Source organism: Paraburkholderia sp. J8-2 (assembly GCF_905220195.1).
Taxonomy (GTDB): Bacteria; Pseudomonadota; Gammaproteobacteria; order Burkholderiales; family Burkholderiaceae; genus Paraburkholderia.
In genome coordinates, this window is record NZ_CAJMZA010000039.1 from 24,671 (window position 1) to 45,158 (window position 20,488).

Consider the following 20,488-nt stretch of genomic DNA (forward strand, 5'->3'; position numbering starts at 1 on the left):
TTGTTCGAGAGGCAGAAACTGGCCGGTTGCACGCGCTGAGCCATGACGCTACAAAGCTGCCGCTGTTACAGGACGACGTGTTTCCACGGGCGGCTTACGGTGAAGCGTGCGAACGCGCACAGTCGGCCATGAGCCGTCGTTCGTCTGCACCCGCACTCAGACATTCAGGCGACTGCTTCGCTCAGGTAAACGACCGATCGGCAGGCCCAATATTTGGAGCGGGACACGGCTTGATGCGGCTGACGCAATGTGTTCTTGTTCTATTATTGGTCGGGGTAGCAAGTTTTGAACTTGCGATCTCCGCGTCCCGGATGCGGCGCCTATGTACCAGAGCGCTCCCCCTGAAGACGGAGTCAATCATGCTACACAATATACTGGCCGCCGCTCCGGCTATGGTCCTGTGTCTGCTGCTGCAAGGCGTAGTGGTAGCCGTCTGCTTGCGCCGGTACGCGCGCTTCCGAGGTAACGTTAAGAGTCAGGACTTGCTATGGGTGGACGTCCTGCTATTGGTAACTGTGATGCTGCTGACCTTGCTATGCAATTTCGCCCAAATGGCAATCTGGGCTGCGCTGTTCATGTTCTTGGGAGAGTTTTCCGATTTCGCCACTGCTCTGTACCATTCGGCGGTCAACTTCATCACGCTGGGCTACGGCGACATTGTCATGTCCAAGCAATGGCGCATGCTTGGCCCAATCGAAGCTGCCAACGGCATCCTTATGTTCGGAGTCTCTACCTCGGTGATGACGGCTGCGGTCATGGACGTGATTAAGTACCATCATGCCCGGCTGCAGAAGGAGTAGCCGCGAAAGCAAGTACACACCGGGCGTCCGGACGCCAAGTCGGGCCGCACCCGACACTTCGCGGCTCAGGTGGCGCAGTGGCCTAAACGTTGGCCAACGCCGAAACGGTCGTGCCTTTCGTTTCGCAACGGTTTCGTAGGGAGCCGTGAAAACCTTGAGCCGAGCGAACGACGGATGGGTCGTGCAAGAGGGGACGGCCGTTATAGAGATCCAACGTGTCGTTCGAAAAAATCCGCGAAGGGACGAAGTGGGTCGACGTCCGCGAGACGTAGGCGGCAGCGGCAGGGTGCGCTACCGCTTTATACTCCCGTCACACGCGGCCCGGCCTGCCTGGCTGCGACATATGCGAACCAGGGGAGAGATCACCATGGCGATCCGTACCACGCGCGAAGCGCTGTCTCGCATTTTCTACCAGCGCTGCTTCTGGCTGTTTGTCGTGCTGGTCACGCTCATCGGCGCGGTATCGTTTGTCCCCCCGAGCGACAGCGGCCGCCTTATCCTGAACGTCGTAAATATGTTCCTCGTAATAGCGACCGTGGCAGCAGTCGGCCGTACGACCCTGCCGTTCGTGATCGTGCTGTTACTCGCCATTCCGGCCATGTGGTTCCAGTACCTCGGCCTGTGGCACGACGACGAGACGAGCCTTGCTATATCCTGGATGTTCAGCGCCTCACTCTACTTCATCACAGTAGCGTATCTTCTCCGCTACGTTTTCCAGCCGAGGATCATGACGGCGGATAAGCTGTTTGGCGCCGCGGCGGCGTATCTGTTGATCGGTGACCTCTGGGCGTACATCTACGCGATCATCGGATTCTTCTATCCGCAGTCGTACATGATCGTCGGGCAGCCGGGTCGACTCGTTTATGCCGACGCGCTTTACTTCAGCATAACCGTCCTCACGAGCACAGGCTTCGGCGACATCACGCCACTCACGCGCCCGGCACGCGGCATGTGCATGATGGAACAGATCGCCGGCAGCTTGTTCGTGGCGATCCTGATCGCCCGCCTCGCCGGCGTTTACCCTCCGCGAGAGAGCTATACCGACGACAAATCCTAGGAAGTCAGGAAGCTTTGTCGTGTCGGTGTGACCGCTGGCGATATGCGTTGACTCGACGGCCAACTAGACTGATTGAAGGGCAGTTGTACTTCGCCAGCGGCCATCGCAAGCGCTTGATGACGACCGACCGTTGAGGGTCGAACTGAGAAGGACAACCAAACTACGGTTTCAAGTGATATTTTCCTGGCGGAACAAGAACCCTGTCCAACTGCCTCGCCTGTCTGCTTGTCACTAACGTGAGCCAAGTAGCGCGTACACGGCATCCATCGTTATCCGCGTCATTCCAGCAATATAATCAGGGATCCTTTAGATATGCAGCGCAGCGCACATGGAGCCGTTGTACGAGACCCGATCGACAACCATGAGTACTCGGAGTCCTAACGTCTGGGTCCTTTCATCCACTCCGTCTCCATCGCCGCGTTTTGCTCCTCATTCGCCTCGATAGGGTCTATCTCCTCATCGACCAATCCCGTCGCACGTTCGGCGGCTCCCTTTATTTCAGCCTCAGCCGGATCAACATCACCGTTGTCGTCAACTGGGGGCTGCAGCATATCTCTGAGCATCGCGCGCAGTTCCGCCGTATCCCAGGGCAACCCGTGCTGCGTTCGGACCTTGATATAGTGCCGCACTTCCGCGTCCTGCTCTGGTGTAAGCGGTAGTCCTCGGAAAGTGCTTTGGGGGTCAGAATTAATCATCTCCGCCTCCGGTATCCATCGCAAGTTATAGTGTATCCCCTCGCTAGCTCGGCAGTCATGATGCGTAGCGGAAGTTGTCCAGCACATCAACACCCGTAGAGCACATTAAATCTGTCTCCTTGAACGCCCTTTGCGCCAGGTCTTCGAGGTTTCGACGAACAGGATCGATTGCAGCTCTACATCAGCCTCGTTGCAGCTATCTTCGTACGCCTTCAGGATGTGGGGCGTTTGTTTCAAGGCTCGGTGCCAACTGCACGCGCTCTGCGATTGAACGGCGTGATGAAAGTCTTTGGCAACGGATCCATCGCTTCACGCGGGGGCTTGTCGGCCTTCTTCCCGGCCTTCTACGCGTTCTGGTTGTGGATGTGAGCGTACTGCTGACTATCGATCAGCGATCCCTGCTAGTGCACGTTCTCATCCAGCACAAGCAGATTGTCGTGCGAAAAGCCAAGCGCAACTGGCTGCCCGCGTTCGGGCAGGATCCGGTTCGGATCATTGAAGACATCGAGGGTGACGATTGCGCTGCTGACCCGCGCGCGAATACGCACCACGGAACCGAGGAAGCTGATCTCTTCAACCGTCGCCGCCAGCGAGTTGCGGTCGCTCGATGGCGGCTCCAGCAGAATTGCCTCGGGACGCAACGCCAGCACACGCTCCTTGCCGGCATCGTCCGATGGGAGCGGCCGCGATGTCACGAGTTCCTGACCGTCAACGGCAATGCGCCCCGTTGCAGGATCGATCACACGCCCGGCCAGGATATTGAGCGTTCCCACGAACGTCGCGACAAAGCGTGTGCGCGGAAAATTGTATATATCGAGCGGCGCCCCCACCTGCTCGACACGCCCGTCGTTCACTACGACGATGCGGTCCGACATCGACAACGCTTCTTCCTGATCGTGCGTGACGAAGATCGAGGTGATGCCGAGCTCACGCTGCAGTGCCCGTATATCTTCGCGCAGCGAGACGCGAATTTTTGCGTCGAGCGCGGAAAGCGGTTCATCGAGCAGCAGCACTTGTGGCTTGCTTGCGAGCGCACGGGCCAGGGCCACACGCTGTTGCTGCCCACCGGACAACTGCCACGGATAGCGCCCGGCGAGATGCGGCAATTTGATGAGTTCCAGCATCTCTGCAACACGCCCGCTCGTCTCCTTCTCTGAACGCTTTGCGACCTTCAACGCGAAGCCGATGTTCTGAGCCACCGTCATGTTCGGAAACAACGCATAGGACTGGAACACCATGCCGACGGCGCGATCGCGCGTGCGCACACGCGTGACGTCACGACCATTCAGGCGGATCGCGCCGCGCGTGGGCGTTTCGAATCCAGCGATCATACGCAGTACGGTCGTCTTACCGCAGCCCGACGGGCCGAGAAAGGTGATGAATTCGCCTTGTGCGATGTTCATGTCGAACTGATGCACCGCAACATTCGCCCCAAACGCCTTGTGGAGATTGTCGATCTCGAGAAATGCCATGGGTCGCGGCCTCACCGGCTCAAGTTTTATGGCTGGCCAGCGCGCGCGCCGAGCCGAACACCTGGATCAAACCCATCGATGCCCACGTGACAATGAAGGCGATGATCGCCAGCGCCGAGGGCTCGTAAGCGCGGTTCGCGCCGATCAGCTGCAAATACGGTCCGAACGCCGGGCGATCGAGCAGGCTCGCGATCGTGAATTCGCCGATCACCACGGCGAACGTCAGGAACGCGCCAGACAGAATTCCCGAGCGCACGTTAGGGAAAATCACGCGGAAAAGGATCGTCGCCCAGCCCGCGCCGAGACATTCGGCGGCCTCGGTCAGCGAGCGTACATCAACGGCGCGCATACCCGCATCGACGGCGCGGTACATAAAAGGCAGCGACAGCGTGACGTAACCGAATACGAGTAGCAGATCGGTTGCGCGTTCGTTACTGGTGAACGGCAAAATCGAACTGCTGCTGTAGATGCGCAGGTAGCCAAAGACGATCACGATGGCCGGTATCACGAGCGGCAGCAAGGTGATGAACTCCACGACCGGCCGAAGCTTCGGCAAGCGCAGTTGCACCCAATACGCCGTCGGCACGACGAGCAGCACTCCGATCACGATGGTGAGCAACCCCATCAACACCGAATAGCCGAACGAAGCCTGAAAATGGGGATCTCCCAGGACAACGCGGTACGCATCGAAGCTGTACGTGTCGCGACGCATCCGCAGACTGAACTCGAAGGTCGCGGCGAGCGGAATCAAGAAATACAGTGTGCCGATGATCACGGTGACCCACGCGCCCGCGCGCGATTGCGATTTCATCAGCGCCCCCTTTCGGCTCGCGCACGCAACCAGATGTAGCCACCGTTGGACAGGCCCGTGACTACGATCATGCCGAGCGCGAGGGCGTAACCGAGATTCTGGTTATGCAGCACGTCGCCGCGAATCTGCGCAAACAGCAGGATAGGAACGATGTTGAGGGAACTGCCAGTCAACGCGTAAGCCGTGGCGACCGCGCCGAACGCGTTGGCAAACAGCACCAGGGCCGCACCCAGAAAGCTCGGCCAGAGGACCGGCAGACCGACGTAGCGCCAGTATTGCGCCGCCGTGCCGCCGAGGCAGTCGCACGCTTCGCGCCACTCGCGCTTCAGGCCATCGAGCGCCGGCGTGATGATGAGCACCATCAACGGAATCTGGAAGTAAAGGTACGTAATGGTCAGCCCGAGGAAGCTCAGAATGCTGAACCCGGTGGAATAGAGATTGAAGCCCAGATATTTCCGTGCGAGCACCGTCACGAGACCCACGCGCCCCAATGTACTGATGAACGCGAAGGCGAGCGGCACTCCCGCGAAGTTGGACGCGACGCCAGAAAAGGTCATGAGCGTTGGGCGGATCCACGCGGGTAACCGACCATGCACCGCGGCCCACGCGAGCAGCACGCCGAAGATCGCCCCGCCGGTCGCGGAGGCGACGCTCACCTTCACGCTGATCCAGTAGGCATCGAGTACGGCCGGCTCAAACAGCTCGCGAAGATTCTCCAGCGTGAAGTGCCCCTGCGCATCCTGAAACGCGCCGATCATCAGAAGCGCGGTGGGCAATAAAAGAAATAGCAGCGCGAATGCGAAAAACGGCACGACGCCCGCATAAGTCAGCCAGCTTGCCCCGCCGCTGTCGCGCACGGGACCGGATTTCGGCGCGGGCCCGGCAGGCGTCAGCAAGTCCGGGCCCGAGGCGTCTGGCTGCGGAGATGCGCTCATCCCGGCGGTCTCGCGTGCCTACTTCACGTTCGCGCCAACGACCTGATCCCAGCCTTTGGTCACGACGTCCTTCGTGGCGTTCTGCTGATCGAGCGTCGGAAAGACCGCGTTGCCGTAGGCCGATGCAGGTGGCAGCTTCGCGAGCAGCGCTGCCGGCACCTTCTTCTGCGCGACGAGTTCGTTGTAGCGCATCGGATGACAATAACCGGCAAGCCAACCGAGCTGCCCTTCGTCAGAGTAGAGGAATTCCATCCACAGTTTTGCGGCATTCGGATGAGGCGCATAGGCACTGATCGCCTGCACATAGACGCCCGCCACCACGCCTGTCTTCGGCACAATGACTTGTACCTTCGGGTTGCCTTTGAGCGTGTCCCGATCGGCAAGCGCGTTGTAGTCCCAACGCACGATTATCGGCGTCGTGCCCTGTGCCAGTGATGCGGCCTTGCCGATTACCGGCACGAAGTTGCCGCTCTTGTTCAGATCGGCGAAGAACTTGAGGCCCGTCCGGTCCGCCTTCGTTGCATCGCCTTTGCTTTGCGAAAGGCCGGCGGCATAGACGGCCTGAATGGCCTGATTCGCCGAGCGCGGGTCACCGGCGAGCGAGACCGCATTGCGGTAGTCCGATTTGAGCAGATCGCCCCAATCGGCCGGCGCCTTGTCGATCATGTCCGCGTTGACTTCGAACGCAAGCACGCCATAGTAGTCGCCGTACCAGTAGCCTTCCGCGTCCTTGGAAGCTGCCGGGATCGAGTCCCACGTCGATACCTTGTAAGGCTGCAACAGGCCTTCTTTTTTCGCGGATGGTCCGAACGACAGGCCGACATCGATCACGTCGGGCGCTTGTGGTCCCTTGTTGCCTTTGTTCGCCTTGATCGCTTCGATCTCGTCCCCCGAGCCTGCGTCAGGGTTGAGTTCGTTGACATGGATACCATACTTCTTCTGGAATGCGGCGATCAGCGCGCCGTACCCGCACCAGTCATGCGGCAGGGCGATCGTGGTCAACTGCCCTTCCTGCCTGGCGGCTGCCACAAGCGCGTCCGGTGGCGCAGCCGATGCAGGGTCACTGCCGCCCGCAGCCAGTCCAGCCGTTGCAGAGATCGAAAGGACACGGCACGCCCAGATACGCTTCATCGTCATCGCTGTTCCCGGATGGAAGGTAGTGCGTTGAAGAGATCCGCCGATTGCTGGTGCAGGCTAGATTTAAATCCAGAATTTTGCAAGCTGTCGAAAACGTGTAACTTCGCGTTTTGGCGGATGCGGGCTGCATACCGTCGCGCCGACGGAACCCCGATTGCCAGATCCCACGATTGAGCTGTTCGTACGCGCAGATATGCGCCGCTTGTCGATGCTCGGCCGTGTCTCGAACGAGAGGATCATGGTGGATCCCGGCGTGTCGCGCAAAACGCTGCGCCGCCACGTCCTCGACCTGGAAAAGGGCGGCGCATACATGGCGGCGCCATGCCCGCCGATAATGAGGCGCGGGTACCTACGCACACACCTGCATGCGCGTCCGGGTGAAGACGGTGGTTGCCAGGCCCGCGGTCGGCAGCATTCACGACGGTCAGACAGTATTCGCCGATGCCGGTACCGCAATCGCCATTCTCGTTAATTTGCGAAGCTCACCAATCTCACGATCGTCACGTACCCGGTCGGCGTCGCGCTCCGATTGTGCAGCACATCACAAACGCCCGAGCGCGCACGGGCCGCGAATCAAGTCATCTTGACTGGCGGCACGCTCAATGATCGCGCGGCCACCGGTGCGACAACTGTGCTGGACATTCAGCCCTTGAACGCTGCGTGCGGTTATGAAGGGACTACGCAGGTGTGTGGTCAACTTCCGATGCCAGCCGGAACGGATCAACGGCCCACATTTCGCCGGTGCTTTGATACGGCTGCAATTGAACGAGCCGCGCTTCGAGCGGCATCAGACGGTAGGTGGATGCTCCGCTCAGGGTAGCCTTAAGCATGCGAAATCGACTCTTGCGTCTCGCGACACTGGAGCTTAAAACCACGGCGTGAAAGTTGCCCACAAGCGGCATTCGACAATAATGGTTGGATCGTCGACAATCGTCCACGGCTCCAGGTTTTAGTCGCTGGTGGCCCGCAACGATATACCGCCCCCCCAAACCGTCCCGATTTCAGAATGCCAATCTCGCTTGTCCTGTTCGACATGGACGATGTCCTCGCACACTATGACCGATCCGCCCGTGTCAGATGCCTCGCGTCGCTGTCGGGTCGCCCATTCGATGAAGTCACGCAAACGATATGGGGTTCCGGACTGGAAGCGAAAGCCGACGCTGGATTGATTGATGATGATTCATATCTGCGCGAAACCGGCAAGCTGCTCGGGTGCAGGGTGTCGCGTGACGACTGGCTGCTGGCCCGTCGCGAGTCGATGTCACCGAACTTCGAGGTACTCGCGCTGGCTGAGACGGTATCCAGGACGTGCAGGATCGCCGTTCTGACCAATAACCCACGACTCGTGACAGACAACATCGCCTACCTGTGCCTACCTATCGCGGAACTCTTTGGCAGCAACGTGTTCGCGTCGGCATCCTTCAGTGCCGCGAAGCCATCGACCCAAACCTTCCTGAAGTGCATCGACTCGCTGGGTGCGGCTCCTTCGGAATCGCTATTTATTGACGATCTTGAAGCGAATGTGGCGGGCGCCCGTAAGGCAGGCCTGACCGGACATGTCTTTACCGGGCACAAGGTGCTTGCCGAAGAACTCCGCCAATGCGGGCTGTTGAATCGCTGACCACTGGATTCAAAAATCGGGGCCGCGCAGGAGGTTGACACGTCTGAACGGGCTCCAAACTTGCCATTTCGGCCAACTGCGGCCGCTCACCAGGAGGCTTTGATTGACATTCAAACGTCAGCTCAAGTCAGACAGCGGACTTTTTGCAGTTCGTCCGCTGCCAGTAGCGCCTGTTTAATCTCGGCGTGTATCGGACTTCACGCCGCGCCGCTCCGGCCAGCCGCCGACATGATTCGCCGTCACCTCTTCAACAACCTATAGAGGCAGGTCTAGGTCTGCATGGCATCTTTATAGATGCGCCCATCCTTCATGATCAGCTTCAGGTTCTTGTCGGGATCGGCGAGCAGTCCCACATTGTCGAGCGGGTTGCCACCGACGACCAGCAAATCGGCCCATGCACCCTGCTCCAGCACACCCAGCCTGGCGGGATAGGGGTTACGCTTTCCTGAGAGCTCTAGCAACTCCCCGTTGCCCCCTGTCACCATCCGCAAAATTTCGGAGCCGTTGTACCAGCGCGTCATATTGCCAATCATCAAACCCTGGCGTGCCGCCACCGCCGGCGAGAAGATCAAGTCGGTCCCGAACGCCACCTTGAGTCCGTGCTTGCGTGCGAGTTTGTACATGTTGTTGGTCCCCACGATGACTTCCCGGAACTTGTCGAGGATCGGTCCCGCTAGCGGCCCGACGTCGTCTTCGTTCACGAATGGCTGGGTACTTAACCATGTCCCGTTCTTCGCCATGATCTCGGCTGCATGATCGTCCATCAGATGACCATGTTCGATACATTGCGCGCCTGCTGCCACCGCTCGCTTCACGGCTTCTGACGTGTACGCATGAACGGCCACATAGGTCCCCCAATCGCCCGCGGTTTCGACGGCTGCTCGCAGTTGCTGCTCGGTGAAGGTCAGCATGTCGAGTGGGCTGCGCGGCGTGGATACGCCGCCGGCTCCCACGATCTTGATCTGCGTTGCGCCCTGCAGGAACTGCTCGCGCACGCGTAACCGCACCTCGTCCGCCGAATCGGCGATCGCATTCGCGCCGGTCCTTTCCTGCGCACTGACTTCGCCCGTCGTACGCGGGATGTCCGTGAGCGGGCGAAAATCGCCATGACCACCTGTCGTCGTGATCATCGCACCGGACGGATAAATACGCGGGCCAGGAATCATCCCTGCGTCGATAGCCTGTTTCAGCGCGAATGCCGGGCCGCCCACATCGCGTATCGTCGTGAAACCACGCAGCAACGTACGCTGGGCTTCCGCACTCGCAGCCAGATACACCAGGCCCAGGTCGGCCTGCAAGATCGTCTGGATCAGGAGCGAGGCGAGCATGGCGTGCCAGTGCATCTCGATCATCCCCGGCATCATCACCTTGCCGCCGCAATCGATTGTGCGGTTCGTGCCGGCAGCGGGTGGCTGGCCTTGCCCAAGCTGTGAGATGCGACTTCCTTCGACGACGAGATACATCCCATCGCGCAGACCGGCGGACTTGCCGTCGAACAGTCGGAAATTTGTAAACGTGACGGGCTGCGGCGCAGCGGCGGCGGGACTCGCACCCTGCGCCCGAACGAGTTCCGGGAGCACGGCACTTAGCATGGTCGCCCCCATGCCGATCAGGAATCCGCGTCGCGCGAGGTCGGCGCCGATGCGGCGATTCGCATACTGGGCAAGCGCCTTGTTACAGAAGCAGGAATACGTTGGGCTTGTTCGGTTGACGCCGCTGTTTCTTCCGGAAGCCATATCCGCCCCCATTTGAGTTGAACACCATGCACGGAACTGCTGCTTGCGGCCTTTGAACAGGTAACGGGAACAACCAGCGGACAGTAACGACATTCTCACGGAAGTATGGCAAACAACTAACGCTCGTGCGTTCAAAGCGACGAACCATCGCTTGCGTAAGAGGTAGTGGCCTGTCGGGCGGAGACGCATCTGGGAAGCGAAACGAGTCCCACAATGGCGGTCCTGCGTGCAATGACGGATTTCGCCAGCAAGTAGCACACGCTCCCTTGGGTGAGTGGCCGATGAAGTAGTGAGAACGGTCCTCGCCAACCTTATGGACCGGGTGGCGGCCAAGGGGTCGACTAGCGCCTGCCACCTCGCTAGTGAGCGGTCATTCTCGACGTGCCCGCGAAGCGCAGCTATATCGCTAACGGGCATTTTCAGTCCGGCATCGAATTCTCGGTCAAGCGGGTACGACGAAAGCGCGTGAGCCTCAATCGCTCGACACAACTTTCGGCCTCACGATCCGCGATGCCGGGCGCACAACGTAGAACAAGGAACGCCATCGTTGATTGGCCGGCCCGGAGAAAGCTGTTGCGCAGCGGAATTGCGTCGGGCAGGGCTCATCCTGTTTCTGCCGTTCGCCAATTGTACTTTGACCGTCCGATGTCATCGCGTGAAGCGATCCTTCATGCCATCGCTTCGGCCCACCCGCCTCCCATTGAGCAGGCGTAACGCAGTCCGGGCCGTTCATGCTGATCAGATACTTGCCGCCCCCCTGCCTCGTGGAGCGAAAGTCACCGAATTTTGGCTCAGCCAGGCACAGCTCGAACAACGGTAATATGTGTCATTTGTGTGACGGAGCGAGCGGCGCACCGTCAAACCCGAGGGGACACCCTATGTTCGGCCGGTTCATGCCCAGAGACGGTAATTTCTTTGAGCTCTTCAATGCTCACGCCCGTTATATCGTGGATGGCAGCCAGGCTCTCGAAAAGCTGATCGAGAATCTTGAGGACGCGGAGCGTCACCGGCGCAACATAAAAATCATCGAAAAGTCCGCCGACAAGCTCACGAGTGAGTGCAACGACCTGTTGCACAAGACATTCATCACGCCACTTGATCGCGATGAAATCCAGCAGCTTATCAACACGCTGGACGACATCATCGACGTCATTGAGGACGTCGCGAACACCATCACGCTCTACGACGTGCAGGCGCTGCCCGATGACGCGATCGAGTTTGCGCGCCTGAGCACACGAACGGCAATTCAGGTTCAGCAGGCGGTCAGCATGCTTTCTGACATGAAGCAGGCGCAACAGATCCTGCGATGCTGCAAGGAGATCGACGAGCTTGAATCAGACGTTGACAGGTTGCTGCGCATCGCGATCTCGCGGCTCTTCCGGGAGGAGGAGGATGTCAAGACACTGATCAAGCTGAAAAGCGTCTATGAATTGCTCGAGACGATCACCGACAAGTGCGAGGCCGCGGCCAAGATAATCCAGGGCATCGTGCTCGAAAACGCCTGAGCAGGTCCGAACATGCACACGATTCAACTCGTCATCTGGACGGTGATCCTGCTCGTCGCGATAGCCCTCGTCTTCGATTTCATGAACGGGTTCCACGATGCAGCGAACTCCATCGCGACCGTGGTGTCCACCGGTGTTCTAAAGCCTCATCAGGCGGTTGCATTCGCAGCGTTGTTCAATGTCATTGCGTATTTTGTCTTCCACCTTGGAGTCGCCGCCACGATCGGTAAGGGCACGATCGACCCGGCAATAGTCGACCACTACGTGGTGTTCGGTGCACTTGTCGGCGCGATTGGCTGGAACTTCATTACCTGGTACTACGGCATTCCCTCCAGCTCATCTCATGCGCTGATCGGTGGACTGGTCGGCGCGGCACTCGCCAAATCCGGCTGGAGCGCGCTGAACGTCAACGGCATCATGAAGACCGTGGCCTTCATCGTCATTTCGCGGTGCTGGGCTTCGTGCTCGGCTCGTGTTTCATGCTGTGCATCGCCTGGATCTATTTCCGTGTGCCACAAGGCAAGGTGGATCGCCGGTTCCGGAAACTGCAACTGCTCTCGGCGGGTCTTTACAGCCTCGGACACGGCGGTAACGATTCGCAGAAGACCATTGGCATTATCTGGATGCTATTGATTGCAACGGGATATGCCTCGCAGAGCGCCGATGCGCCGCCACTGTGGGTGGCCGCGGCATGTTACGCGTCGATGGGCCTTGGGACCCTTTTCGGCGGTTGGCGCATCGTACGGACGATGGGTCAAAAGATCACGAAGCTCAAGCCGGTCGGTGGTTTTTGTGCAGAGCTGGGAGGGGCACTCACGCTATTTCTCGCCTCGGGGTTCGGCATTCCTGTATCGACCACGCACACCATCACGGGGGCGATTGTAGGAGTCGGTGCAACGCGCAAGCTGTCCGCCGTGCGTTGGGGTGTTGCGGGCAATATCGTCTGGGCCTGGGTTCTCACGATCCCCGCTTCAGCCGTGCTGGCCGCAACGGGATGGTGGATCGCAACCCGGCTGCTTTAACGCGCGAGCCTGGTTTCCGGTCCAGTCGAATATCGTCAAACCATGTGGCACTATTGCCGCATCAAGCGCTGTTATGGGGTTGCCCCCACAACAGGGCGCACTAACCATGCTGTAGCCGTCGACTATCGTGTTGATCCTTCTGAATCTGCTCTCCGGTGTGTCACTCCTCGTATGGGGTACACACATCGTCCGTACCGGCATCCTGCGCGTGTTCGGCGCGGACCTTCGCGCGATACTGGGTCGTAGCACGGGTAGCCGGCTGAAGGCCTTCCTCGCCGGACTGGGCGTCACCAGTCTCGTACAGAGCAGTAATGCCACCGCCGTTATCATCACGTCGTTTGCCGCACAAGGCATGGTATCGCTGGCGAGCGGACTGACCATCATGCTGGGCGCGGATGTTGGCACCGCACTCATGGCGCGGGTGCTGACACTCGATCTGTCCTGGCTCTCGCCGCTGCTGATTCTCGTTGGGGTGCCCCTTTTTCTCACCCGCAAGCAAACGCGCGCAGGTCAGACGGGCCGAGCGCTTATCGGACTCGGCTTGATCCTGCTGGCCCTTCATCTGATTGTGGAAGCCGCGCAACCCATGATGCAGGGTGCAGGAGTCAGGGTGATGTTCAGTGCCCTGACCGGCGACACCGTGCTCGATGCGCTAGTCGGCGCGGCCTTTGCAATGCTCTCGTATTCGAGCCTCGCCGCTGTTCTGTTGACCGCGACGCTCGCCTCTTCCGGCGTCATTTCGCTGAAGGTCGCATTGTGTCTTGTTGTCGGCGCAAATCTTGGCAGCGGACTGCTCGCGCTGATCAGTGCATGGCCTCAAAACGCAGCGGCTCGTCGCCTCTCCGCGGGAAGCTTCGCATTCAAACTGCTCGGTGCGCTGATTATCCTGCCGTTCGCATCGCTACTTGCACGCGCGTTGCCGGTAATCATCGCGAATCCACGTGAAGCGGTAGTCGGCTTCCACCTCATCTACAACACCGTGCGATGCTGCGCCTGCCTCACCATGGTCGACAGGGTTGCCGCCATCAGCCGGAGACTGTTGCCTGACCGTCCATCGACGACAGCTGAACTGCGCCCACTGCATCTCGATCCCGCTGGGCTTGTCACGCCCGGCCTTGCCCTGGCGAACGCCTCGCGTGAGGCACTCCGGATTGGCGACATCGTCAGTGTGATGCTGGAGAACGTTTCTGAACTGCTCAGGCGCAATGATCTCGCCCTCGCTCGCGAAACCATGCGAATGGACGATGACGTTGACCACCTGTACGCCGAAGTGAAAAATTACCTGACGCTGATCTCGCGTGAACAGCTGGACGAGGCCGAGAGCCGTCGCTGGACCGACATCATTTCCCTCACAATCAATCTCGAACACGCCGGCGACATCATCGAGCGCATCGTGGGCGACATCGAAGAGAAGAAGATATCCCAGCGACTCGCCTTTTCTGAGGAAGGGTTGGGGGAACTCGATGATCTGCACGCGCGACTTGTGAGCAATCTGCGGCTCGGCCTGTCTGTTTTCCTCAACAACGACCTGCGTTGTGCGGAGCAGCTTCTGGCCGAAAAGGAGCGTTTTCGCGATCTGGAGCGAGTGTATTCTCACAAGCATCTGGACCGGCTTGCGGGACAGGCGCTTCGCAGTGTGGAAACCAGCGCCCTGCACCTGGATCTGATCAGCAACATGAAGAGGCTGAATTCGCTCTTCTGTTCGACAGCCTATCCCGTACTCGACGCTGCGGGAGCGCTTCACGAAACCCGGCTGCGCAAACGTTCGCTGGACAGTCTGCACACGAAGGAATGACGATGGGCACAAAAGCGGCAGATTAGCCGGCGTGACGTCATCCGTTCGGTCACACCTGTCCATGCCGGGCGCCGCATGGAATTTACCAGCAGTTTGGGGTGTTCGCGCCGCATGCATCCGGGCAGCGAGCCCCCGAACTCCAGGCAAGCTGGAGTCGCCTGGCAGCGCGCTTGCCATGCCAGCGACATGCTCCCGCGAGCATCATGTCGGGGAGACGAAACCCGAGGCAGCCACTTCTGAACCGAAAAGCAACGCGACGATTGCCCGCGTTGGCACACTGGCCACGAGTGTCCCTACCTTGCGAGGACTGAACCAGCGACAGCGCACGATTTCATTGCACGGACGCGGTCTTGCATCATCGGGCAGAACGCAGAAGAACACGTGATGGCGTTTGTTCAGGCCGCCGAACTGGAACAGGTACCCCAGCTCGTGCCCTCCAAGCGCGGTTTCTTCGCTGAGCTCGCGTCGGGCAGCATCGACCGGCGACTCGTCGCGCCGGATCGTACCGCCAGGTAGCGACCACCTGGTTCGCCCGCGCTCCACGAGGAGAATTCTCTCGCGCTGCCAGCACACAACAGTTGCTCGCTCTTTCATGCTTTCAGGTTTCAGTGCACGTGCTATATTTTTCTGACAAATCGAAACGTCGCTCAGGGAGTCGGGCCCCAGCCACAGGCTGGGGCATACCGGCAACGGGTGCTCCTGCCACACCACGACAATGTACCAGCGCTTCAGGCGTAGTCTGGCTGGGAAAAGAGGAAATCCGCTCGGCCCGCGAGATCCGCGCGCTGCCCGCCATCCTTCGACAGGGCTTCTTCCGGCTTTGGTCCGGATAAGCCTCCACGGGTGCTGCCGCGGCTACCACTTGTGGAACCATCGATGTCCGTGTCTGATCTCCCTTCCGGCATAAACAGCCAGAAAGGCGCCGACAACCATTGCTGCCATCGCAAGCGATTCATCGAAGAAATCGCCGGGTTGCGATGCCTTCACAAAGACCCAGATGCCAATCCCGATCGCCATCAGGAGCATCCCCATAGTCAGCCCCCAAACTGGCCCGGCCGGATCAGACCGCAATCTGTGAGACATTTTCATTTACGTCCCCCCAACGTCGCTGTTCACTGCGAGCAGTCCGTGAAACTCACAACGGGTGCCCCGCTTTCAGGATGGGTGGCTCCCGTTCCGGCTTCAGGCCGCAATGAACTCCCGGTCATAAGACTGATTCGACACCGCAGCATGACCGGCAAACTGCTGCGGCAGGCACCCGCGGTCAATGCCTAGCGAATGCAAAAACAGCAAGCAGCACCGCAATGAGTGCGGCAAGCCATTTCACCAGAACAACCAGACTTCCCACTTTCTCGCCAAGCAGGCGAACTGCTTCGGATTCCTGAATGCCACCGCCGCCGGGTAGCGCATCATCACGTGGACATATTTCATCCGGCTCGCAAAGCCTGAGCCTGGCCTGCTCGAATGCCATATGGGTGACGTATCCTGTCGCAACTTCGGGCAAACCGGTTGCGTTGACGCTGTCTGGCCTGAGAAACACGCAGGGGTCACCCTGCGTAACTGCGGCTTCCGGTGTGCTCGAATAAAGATGCCTCATGGACAGCGCGAGTTTGACGTCCGTAAGTCGCGCGGCGTCGATACCCTCGATAAGGCCCTGCATGCTGCTTGCCGGCACGTGGAACGATGCCCACCACTGGGCGGGCTCCTGTATCTCAGGATCCGCTGCGTTGTAGCCAAGTCTGGCCGTGCCGAGCGGGACATCCGAAAACGCGATGCCCAGCTCATCCTGCCATTCGCGAAGGCCCCGATGATCCCCTTCGTTGAGCTCACGGACTGCGAACGTGACGCCGACGGCGTGTTGCCTGGTCTGCGGTTCGCCGACCACACACAGATCTGCGTCGTCCAGATGCGCAGTTCCCTGTATGTATGTCGCCAGGACCGACTGCCCCTCGTCTCCTGTCGGTTCCGCCTGTCGCACGATCCGGAGGTCCTGCAGTGTCAGCCAGACCGATCGGGCGGGCTCGTAACGCATACGCACACTGCGGTCCGTTGTACCGTCCACCGTACGGCGCCCGTTTTCAGCAAGGTCGCCCCTGACGCGCAGTGTGGACGTGTCGCGCATTTGAGGTCCTGCTCGGGCATTGTCCCGCCGTTCGTCCTCTGCATCCAGGATCGTGTCGCTTGACGCCAGCCGGTCCCCTCCGCCGGAGTCGCCTCGATCCAGCACGTCCGTGCGACACGCGTCTCTGCCGGGAACGTGATCGCGCTCCCGCAAAGGCTGACGGCCCCCAACCAGCAGTTCGCCGGGATCGGTACCGATGCGCCGTGCCGGGCGCATCGGACGGTCATGTGCCTCCGTCGTAACCGGCATACCCGCCTGATCGCGATGAGCCGATCCTGCCGGGTCAGTGACCTTGATGAATGCCGGCATCAGCTGGCCGAGGAGGTTGCCGTACGGTGAGAGCAACGGCAGGAACAGCGCGGCCAGAACGGCATTGAACAGCGTGTGGAAGTCCGCGACCACACGTCCATTGTCGGGCTGCAAGGAGACCATGAACAGTCCGACCGGCACGAGCGCAGCAAGCACGAGAGCGGCCCCGATCAGCAGGATCAGCAGGTTGCCCACCGGAAGCCGCCTTGATGCAGGATCGTCAGGAACAGCCGATTCGAGCACGGGCTTGATTGCGGCGCCCAGGTTCGCACCCACCACCAGTGCGAAAGCGGTATCCGGCGGCACAACGTTTTTGGCGCACAGGGACGCGACCAGCAAGACCGCAGCAACGGTCGAATCCGCAGCCCAGCTCAGGCTCGCGGCGAGCAGCACATCCACCAGCGGGACAGTCGACGCGGCGCCCAGCAGCACACGCAGGCTGGGCGCGTCTTCGTACTCAGTCATGAGATCGAGCAGTTCGTGCAACGCAATCAGCATCAGGCCCAGTCCGATGAACGCGCGACCCAGATCGTGTGCCCGCGTGTTCGACGCCTTGCGAAACATCAGCACACCGACCAGTACGAGTGCTGGCGAGACCGCCGCCACATCGAAGGACAGCACCTGGACAATCAGCGTCGCACCGACGTTCGCCCCCAGCATGACGGCCAGCGCTGGAACAAGGTCGACGCGCCCCTGCGCAGCAAGACCAGCTGTCATCGAGCCGGCTACCCCACCGTTTTGCAGTACCGCGGCGGACCCCATACCGGCAATGAAGGCGTACCCCCGGTCGTGCAGCGATCGCGCGAGAAGCGACTGAAGCGCCACACCGAACGCCCGCTGCATGCCCGTCTGGACCATCTGCGTGCCGAGCACAAGCAGTGCGATGGAACCCGCAAGATCGATCAGCGTGAATGTCGTCGGCATGCCCGTGCTCCACTTGTACCGTCATATTGCCGGCTTTCCTGCACGCTCCGGCGTGTCGCGACCCCTCCGTGTACATCAGCGCCGCAGACGGCACGGATGTGCACACACCATTGTTCAGAAAATTTCTGGTGGCATTGGTGCGCCAGCGCACAGCCAGCGTGTCAACGCGCTGGAAGCGTTCTGGTCCAGAGATCTGCAGGGCGCCACGGCTCAGCCGCGGCACCAGGTCTCGACTGTCGCATGCGTGACGTGCAGAAGCGCTCCGCCACAATGGCGCGCCTGGGATGGCCTCAACGCGCCAGGGCTTCCCGCTCAAGCTGGGCGCGCGAAACGTGACGGACATCCTTGCCCTTGACCACATAAATGACGAGCTCCGCCAGGTTCTTTGCATGGTCGCCGATCCGCTCGATGGCCGACGCAATGGATACATAGTCGAGCGCGGAAGAGATGACGCGGGGATTCTCCGCCATGTACGTCGGCAGCCTGCGCACAAATGCACGGTACTGCTCATCGATCGCCTCATCCTCGCGCATGATCCTGGCTGCCTCAACCGTATCGAGACGGGCGAATGCCGCGAGGGCGTCGTGGAAGATGATTGCCGCCTTCTGACCGGATGACCGGATTTCCGCGATATTCAGATTCCGGCCCGTCGCGTCATTCGCGATTTTCCTTGTCCGTTTTGCGATCTTGCGTGCTTCATCGCCTGCGCGCTCGAGATTGCTGATGCCCTTGGAGAAGGCCATCAGTCGCCGCAGGTCGGATGCGATGGGCTGGCGCCGCGCGATGACGTTGCTGCACTCGGCGTCGATCTCGACTTCCATCGCATTGAGCCGATGCTCCTCATCAATCACCTTCTCGACCAGATTCATGTCGAAGCGTCTGAGCGCCTCCATCGCATCGTTCAGCTGTGACTCAACCAGTCCCCCCATCTCGAAGAATCTCGACGACAGGTGTTCAAGTTCAGCATCGAACTGGCTGGAAATGTGCTTGTCTGGCATTGAAAAACTCCCCTTACCAGAAAGACGATAAACTGTTTATACGGTTTGTCAAACCTGAAAAAACCATGAAACAACAGGCAACCAGGAACAGAAGCGGCAAGCGGCAGGGTACGCCCCCGGGCGAAGGGTCCGCTGAGGCAACGGCAACCGGGGAGGCCGGGCAGCCAGCAAAGGCCCGGCGTGCGGGATCAAAGCCACAGGGCCAGAAGGCAGCGTCCGCGGAAGCGTCTCCCGGACGCGTTGCCGGGCACCGCAGGGAGCACATCAAACGGGAAAAGGTTGTGCGCGACATCTTCACGATGCCCAGGGCGGACTACGAACAGCTCTCGGTGCTCAAACAGCGATGCCTCGACGCGGGTGTCGCCGTGAAAAAGAGCGAACTCGTCCGCGCAGGGCTGCTTCTGCTGGCATCCGGGCCGACGAAGCGCCTGCTTGCGGCCGTCAAGGCGGTCGAGCCGGTCAAGACCGGCAGGCCACCGAAATCGAAGTAAGCCGCGCCGAGGACCCGGCGGCTGTACCGCACCAGGCTCACCGTCCGGAACCGGCGAGGCGACGCCGCAGCTGTGCTGTCCGGGCTGCGGGGGCAGGAACGATAGCGGGGCCGCGCTCCGGTGTGAAAGCGCCGGCAAAACGCGACACGGATCGTGCAGGTGCGGGCGGTCGATGTTGCGACGCCTTCGCCTGCGCCAGCACCGGCTACAGTTGCGTCATGTGAGCTTCCGCAGGCGGTACCCAATACCCCGCACTGTCACGATCCGCTCTGCGCCGATCTTCTGCCGAAGGCGATGCACATGCACCTCGAGCGCATTGCTGTCGATTGCGTCGTCCGGGCCGTACATCTTCCCTAAAAGTTCACGATGGGTGAAGACCCGGTGCGGTTCTTCGATGAGCGCCCTGAGCAGACTGAACTCGCGCGGTACCAGGTCGAGCGCCACGCCATGGAGGCTCGCCTCATGGGAAACCAGGTTCAGCAGAAGTCCATCGTGTGCACAAACTTGCGCTGCAAGACTGGTTCGATGACGCATCAGAACACGTACACGCGCCGCAAGTTCCTCAAGGTCGAACGGCTTGATCAGGTAATCGTCCACACCGACGTCGAGCGCGCGAATACGGCTTTGCACCGCATCCCGCGCCGTCAGGATGATCACGGGGACGCGGCCACCGCGCGTCCGGTACTGGTTCAGCAGGTCGAGCCCTGCGTCTCCGGGGAGCCCCAGGTCCAGCACAAGCAGATCGTACGTTTCGTCGCAAAGCGACAACTCAGCCTCGCATCGGTCACGCACCCAGTCAATCGCGTAGCCCGCGCACCGCATCGCCTCCACCACGGACCCGGCGAGCACACCGTCGTCTTCTAGCAGCAACAGGCGCATGGCGTGACCTCTCCAGAAATGTCGCCATTCTCGACCCGCATCGCTGAACGCACACTTAAGCGTCCCTTAAGCTCCTGCTCCCGACAATCCGCCCGAATACTGAGGCCACCCGTTTATTCGAGCGGCCTTCCCCCCTCGGGAAGAACATCGGGAACGTGGCGAGCTCAAACCTCTCGCGC

At 60.3% G+C, this 20,488-nt stretch carries 19 protein-coding genes and 1 pseudogene; 8 read left to right on the top strand and 12 right to left on the bottom strand.

Features of this window, described 5'->3' with window-relative positions; genetic code table 11:
* The first annotated feature begins 359 nt into the window (after positions 1 to 359).
* Together U5A52_RS38525 and U5A52_RS38530 are read left to right on the top strand one after the other, a co-directional pair.
* The gene (locus U5A52_RS38525; RefSeq protein WP_321939380.1) at positions 360 to 800 is read left to right on the top strand and encodes a potassium channel family protein; all 441 of its coding nucleotides are present in this window, start codon (positions 360 to 362) and stop codon (positions 798 to 800) included.
* 367 nt (positions 801 to 1,167) lie between these two features.
* Positions 1,168 to 1,857 (top strand): potassium channel family protein, encoded by a 690-nt coding sequence (locus tag U5A52_RS38530; RefSeq protein ID WP_321939382.1) that lies wholly within the window; start codon positions 1,168 to 1,170, stop codon positions 1,855 to 1,857.
* Between the two features lie 377 nt (positions 1,858 to 2,234).
* Here the strand turns inward: U5A52_RS38530 and U5A52_RS38535 are convergent, their stop codons facing one another.
* Complete coding sequence (locus U5A52_RS38535; RefSeq protein WP_321939383.1) at positions 2,235 to 2,552, bottom strand: hypothetical protein; 318 nt, start codon at positions 2,550 to 2,552, stop codon at positions 2,235 to 2,237.
* 168 nt (positions 2,553 to 2,720) lie between these two features.
* Here U5A52_RS38535 and U5A52_RS38540 point away from each other — a divergent pair, with 168 nt between their 5' ends.
* Positions 2,721 to 2,921, top strand: a complete 201-nt coding sequence (locus tag U5A52_RS38540) for a hypothetical protein (RefSeq protein WP_321939384.1) — start codon at positions 2,721 to 2,723, stop codon at positions 2,919 to 2,921.
* Between the two features lie 32 nt (positions 2,922 to 2,953).
* On the opposite strand, the gene U5A52_RS38545 is transcribed toward U5A52_RS38540, so the two are convergent.
* The 5 genes from U5A52_RS38545 to U5A52_RS38565 form a co-directional block, all read right to left on the bottom strand.
* Positions 2,954 to 4,024 (bottom strand): ABC transporter ATP-binding protein, encoded by a 1,071-nt coding sequence (locus U5A52_RS38545; protein WP_321939386.1) that lies wholly within the window; start codon positions 4,022 to 4,024, stop codon positions 2,954 to 2,956.
* A gap of 19 nt (positions 4,025 to 4,043) precedes the next feature.
* Positions 4,044 to 4,835 (bottom strand): ABC transporter permease, encoded by a 792-nt coding sequence (locus tag U5A52_RS38550; RefSeq protein WP_321939388.1) that lies wholly within the window; start codon positions 4,833 to 4,835, stop codon positions 4,044 to 4,046.
* The gene (locus U5A52_RS38555; protein WP_321939390.1) at positions 4,835 to 5,770 is read right to left on the bottom strand and encodes an ABC transporter permease subunit; all 936 of its coding nucleotides are present in this window, start codon (positions 5,768 to 5,770) and stop codon (positions 4,835 to 4,837) included. The genes U5A52_RS38550 and U5A52_RS38555 overlap by 1 nt, the downstream gene beginning before the upstream one ends.
* A gap of 18 nt (positions 5,771 to 5,788) precedes the next feature.
* Positions 5,789 to 6,907 carry an ABC transporter substrate-binding protein gene (locus U5A52_RS38560; protein ID WP_321939391.1) on the bottom strand — a complete coding sequence of 373 codons (1,119 nt, stop codon included), beginning with the start codon at positions 6,905 to 6,907 and terminating at the stop codon, positions 5,789 to 5,791.
* A 677-nt stretch (positions 6,908 to 7,584) separates the two neighbouring features.
* Complete coding sequence (locus U5A52_RS38565) at positions 7,585 to 7,737, bottom strand: hypothetical protein (RefSeq protein ID WP_321939393.1); 153 nt, start codon at positions 7,735 to 7,737, stop codon at positions 7,585 to 7,587.
* A 176-nt stretch (positions 7,738 to 7,913) separates the two neighbouring features.
* Between U5A52_RS38565 and U5A52_RS38570 the strand changes: the two genes are divergently transcribed.
* On the top strand, positions 7,914 to 8,528 hold the full coding sequence (locus U5A52_RS38570; protein ID WP_321916599.1) for an HAD family phosphatase: 615 nt from the start codon (positions 7,914 to 7,916) through the stop codon (positions 8,526 to 8,528).
* Positions 8,529 to 8,797: 269 nt separating this feature from the next.
* Here U5A52_RS38570 and U5A52_RS38575 read toward each other — a convergent pair whose 3' ends face one another.
* Positions 8,798 to 10,357 carry an amidohydrolase family protein gene (locus U5A52_RS38575; RefSeq protein WP_321939395.1) on the bottom strand — a complete coding sequence of 520 codons (1,560 nt, stop codon included), beginning with the start codon at positions 10,355 to 10,357 and terminating at the stop codon, positions 8,798 to 8,800.
* A gap of 785 nt (positions 10,358 to 11,142) precedes the next feature.
* Between U5A52_RS38575 and U5A52_RS38580 the strand changes: the two genes are divergently transcribed.
* The 3 genes and pseudogenes from U5A52_RS38580 (at position 11,143) to U5A52_RS38590 (ending at position 14,586) form a co-directional block, all read left to right on the top strand.
* Positions 11,143 to 11,769, top strand: a complete 627-nt coding sequence (locus tag U5A52_RS38580) for a DUF47 domain-containing protein (RefSeq protein WP_321916595.1) — start codon at positions 11,143 to 11,145, stop codon at positions 11,767 to 11,769.
* Between the two features lie 12 nt (positions 11,770 to 11,781).
* Positions 11,782 to 12,791: pseudogene (locus U5A52_RS38585) on the top strand (inorganic phosphate transporter).
* Between the two features lie 127 nt (positions 12,792 to 12,918).
* Positions 12,919 to 14,586 carry a Na/Pi cotransporter family protein gene (locus U5A52_RS38590; RefSeq protein ID WP_321939396.1) on the top strand — a complete coding sequence of 556 codons (1,668 nt, stop codon included), beginning with the start codon at positions 12,919 to 12,921 and terminating at the stop codon, positions 14,584 to 14,586.
* A gap of 201 nt (positions 14,587 to 14,787) precedes the next feature.
* Here U5A52_RS38590 and U5A52_RS38595 read toward each other — a convergent pair whose 3' ends face one another.
* The 4 genes from U5A52_RS38595 to phoU form a co-directional block, all read right to left on the bottom strand.
* Positions 14,788 to 15,180, bottom strand: a complete 393-nt coding sequence (locus U5A52_RS38595; protein WP_321916591.1) for an NUDIX hydrolase — start codon at positions 15,178 to 15,180, stop codon at positions 14,788 to 14,790.
* Positions 15,181 to 15,441: 261 nt separating this feature from the next.
* Positions 15,442 to 15,675 (bottom strand): hypothetical protein, encoded by a 234-nt coding sequence (locus tag U5A52_RS38600; protein ID WP_321939397.1) that lies wholly within the window; start codon positions 15,673 to 15,675, stop codon positions 15,442 to 15,444.
* Between the two features lie 175 nt (positions 15,676 to 15,850).
* Positions 15,851 to 17,941, bottom strand: coding sequence for a Na/Pi symporter (locus U5A52_RS38605; protein WP_321939399.1), 2,091 nt, complete (start codon positions 17,939 to 17,941; stop codon positions 15,851 to 15,853).
* Positions 17,942 to 18,231: 290 nt separating this feature from the next.
* Positions 18,232 to 18,939 (bottom strand): phosphate signaling complex protein PhoU, encoded by a 708-nt coding sequence (gene phoU, locus U5A52_RS38610; RefSeq protein WP_321939401.1) that lies wholly within the window; start codon positions 18,937 to 18,939, stop codon positions 18,232 to 18,234.
* A 281-nt stretch (positions 18,940 to 19,220) separates the two neighbouring features.
* Here phoU and U5A52_RS38615 point away from each other — a divergent pair, with 281 nt between their 5' ends.
* Complete coding sequence (locus U5A52_RS38615; RefSeq protein WP_321939403.1) at positions 19,221 to 19,430, top strand: hypothetical protein; 210 nt, start codon at positions 19,221 to 19,223, stop codon at positions 19,428 to 19,430.
* Positions 19,431 to 19,646: 216 nt separating this feature from the next.
* On the opposite strand, the gene U5A52_RS38620 is transcribed toward U5A52_RS38615, so the two are convergent.
* A complete protein-coding gene (locus U5A52_RS38620) occupies positions 19,647 to 20,309 on the bottom strand; it encodes a response regulator (protein WP_321939405.1) in 663 nt (220 codons plus the stop codon).
* Between the last annotated feature and the right edge of the window lie 179 nt (positions 20,310 to 20,488).